The 1469-nt window shown below is 50.7% G+C and carries 15 tRNA genes; all 15 read left to right on the top strand.

Annotated elements, in window-relative coordinates:
* Positions 1-61 precede the first annotated feature (61 nt).
* The 15 genes from IV54_RS11205 (at position 62) to IV54_RS11135 (ending at position 1463) form a co-directional block, all read left to right on the top strand.
* Positions 62-134 (top strand) — tRNA-Val (locus tag IV54_RS11205).
* A gap of 3 nt (positions 135-137) precedes the next feature.
* Positions 138-210, top strand: a tRNA-Lys gene (locus tag IV54_RS11200).
* A 46-nt stretch (positions 211-256) separates the two neighbouring features.
* Positions 257-329: transfer RNA gene (locus tag IV54_RS11195), tRNA-Thr, on the top strand.
* A 9-nt stretch (positions 330-338) separates the two neighbouring features.
* A tRNA-Gly gene (locus IV54_RS11190) sits at positions 339-410 on the top strand.
* 39 nt (positions 411-449) lie between these two features.
* Positions 450-523: transfer RNA gene (locus IV54_RS11185), tRNA-Arg, on the top strand.
* 6 nt (positions 524-529) lie between these two features.
* Positions 530-603, top strand: a tRNA-Pro gene (locus tag IV54_RS11180).
* Positions 604-631: 28 nt separating this feature from the next.
* Positions 632-705: transfer RNA gene (locus IV54_RS11175), tRNA-Met, on the top strand.
* Positions 706-719: 14 nt separating this feature from the next.
* Positions 720-793 (top strand) — tRNA-Ile (locus tag IV54_RS11170).
* A 30-nt stretch (positions 794-823) separates the two neighbouring features.
* Positions 824-913 (top strand) — tRNA-Ser (locus tag IV54_RS11165).
* 10 nt (positions 914-923) lie between these two features.
* A tRNA-Met gene (locus IV54_RS11160) sits at positions 924-997 on the top strand.
* A 5-nt stretch (positions 998-1002) separates the two neighbouring features.
* Positions 1003-1076: transfer RNA gene (locus IV54_RS11155), tRNA-Asp, on the top strand.
* A 50-nt stretch (positions 1077-1126) separates the two neighbouring features.
* Positions 1127-1199: transfer RNA gene (locus tag IV54_RS11150), tRNA-Phe, on the top strand.
* A gap of 21 nt (positions 1200-1220) precedes the next feature.
* Positions 1221-1291 (top strand) — tRNA-Gly (locus IV54_RS11145).
* 5 nt (positions 1292-1296) lie between these two features.
* Positions 1297-1371: transfer RNA gene (locus IV54_RS11140), tRNA-Ile, on the top strand.
* A 4-nt stretch (positions 1372-1375) separates the two neighbouring features.
* Positions 1376-1463, top strand: a tRNA-Ser gene (locus IV54_RS11135).
* Positions 1464-1469 lie beyond the last annotated feature (6 nt).

Genomic DNA, 1469 nt, shown 5'->3' with positions numbered 1-1469 from the left:
CACGCTGATAGTAGTTGGGGGATCGCCCCCTGCGAGGATAGGACGTTGCTACGCGAATTTTGGAGGATTAGCTCAGTTGGGAGAGCGTCTGCCTTACAAGCAGAGGGTCACAGGTTCGAGCCCTGTATCCTCCATTTGAGCCGTTAGCTCAGTTGGTAGAGCATCTGACTTTTAATCAGAGGGTCGACAGTTCGAGCCTGTCACGGCTCATTCGTCTTCGGACGATGAGAAATTCAATATTCATGATACTGACTATGCCGACTTAGCTCAGTTGGTAGAGCACCTGTCTTGTAAACAGGGGGTCGGAAGTTCGAATCTTCTAGTCGGCATTTAATTTTGCGGAAGTAGTTCAGTGGTAGAACATCACCTTGCCATGGTGGGGGTCGCGAGTTCGAATCTCGTCTTCCGCTTAGTACCGAAAGGTATTAAGCCTCATAAATAACGTTTTTGCACCCATAGCGCAATTGGATAGAGTGTCTGACTACGAATCAGAAGGTTGTAGGTTCGACTCCTACTGGGTGCATTTTAACGGGAAGTAGCTCAGCTTGGTAGAGCACCTGGTTTGGGACCAGGGGGTCGCAGGTTCGAATCCTGTCTTCCCGATTAAATAAGAATATTTTATTTAACATTTCGCGGTGTAGCTCAGCTGGCTAGAGCGTTCGGTTCATACCCGAGAGGTCGAGGGTTCGATCCCCCCCGCCGCGATTTGGACTTGGACTGGACCTTTAGCTCAGTTGGTTAGAGCAAACGGCTCATAACCGTTCGGTCGTAGGTTCGAGTCCTACAAGGTCCATCACCAGTTGGATCATGTACAGTTTTTTATGGAGGATTACCCAAGTCTGGCTGAAGGGAACGGTCTTGAAAACCGTCAGGTGGGTCAAACCACGCGAGAGTTCGAATCTCTCATCCTCCTTTCTTATTATCGCGGGATGGAGCAGTCTGGTAGCTCGTCGGGCTCATAACCCGAAGGTCGCAGGTTCAAACCCTGCTCCCGCAATCATTGGTTCGTTGGTCTAGTTGGTTAGGACGCCTCCCTGTCACGGAGGAGATCACGAGTTCGAGTCTCGTACGGACCGTTGTTATGCTCGTCAGCAGAGTGTAACAACCGTAATGCTAAATGGCAAATGGCTCGGTAGCTCAGTCGGTAGAGCAATGGATTGAAGCTCCATGTGTCGGCGGTTCGATTCCGTCCCGCGCCATTAAGGTAAAGCTCAATATATGCGGGTGTAGTTTAGTGGTAAAACCACAGCCTTCCAAGCTGTTGTCGCGAGTTCGATTCTCGTCACCCGCTTATATGGGCCTATAGCTCAGCTGGTTTAGAGCGCACGCCTGATAAGCGTGAGGTCGATGGTTCGAGTCCATTTAGGCCCATTATGGAGAAGTACTCAAGTGGCTGAAGAGGTGCCCCTGCTAAGGGTATAGGTCGCGGAAGCGGCGCGAGAGTTCGAATCTCTCCTTCTCCGTTTAGT

Source organism: Levilactobacillus paucivorans, assembly GCF_001437125.1.
GTDB classification, from domain to species: domain Bacteria; phylum Bacillota; class Bacilli; order Lactobacillales; family Lactobacillaceae; genus Levilactobacillus; species Levilactobacillus paucivorans.
Note: the sequence above shows the minus strand (reverse complement) of the source record. Positions and strands in the feature narration are given on the sequence as shown.